General features: G+C 69.7%; 1 protein-coding gene. It reads left to right on the plus strand.

The features are described 5' to 3' along the window. A partial coding sequence (locus D7Y04_RS42810) for a histidine kinase dimerization/phospho-acceptor domain-containing protein (RefSeq protein WP_304988659.1) occupies positions 1–432 on the plus strand: 432 nt, incomplete at both ends.

Below are 432 nucleotides of genomic sequence, written 5' to 3' on the forward strand. Positions count from 1 at the left end.
CCCTGCGCGACGTCCAGCCGGCCATGGACCCGGGCATGCTGAGCCTCCTCGATGAGGTCTACCTCGAAGGGCGGCCCTTCTCCGGACGTGAAGTGCCCCTGGCGTCGACCTCTCCCTATGTCACCCCCGCGCTCTCCCGACAGCAGCGGTTCCATGACTTCACCTGGCAACCCTGGCGTGATGCTCGCGGAGTCATCCAGGGCGTCATGGCCGTGGCCGTGGAAGTCACGGGGCTGGTCGTGGCTCGACGCGCCGCCGAAGACCTGGCTCGTGACCTGCGCGAGGCCGTCCAGGCCCGTGACGAGTTCCTCTCCATCGCCAGCCATGAGCTGCGCACGCCCATCACCTCCGTCCAACTCCAACTCCAGTTCCTCCTGCGCGCCGCTCCCGCGACGGACCCCGAGGGCGCCGTGTCGCTCGTGCACCGCCGCG

The sequence above is a fragment of the Corallococcus sp. AB038B genome (assembly GCF_003668955.1).
In the GTDB taxonomy this organism is placed as follows: domain Bacteria; phylum Myxococcota; class Myxococcia; order Myxococcales; family Myxococcaceae; genus Corallococcus; species Corallococcus exiguus.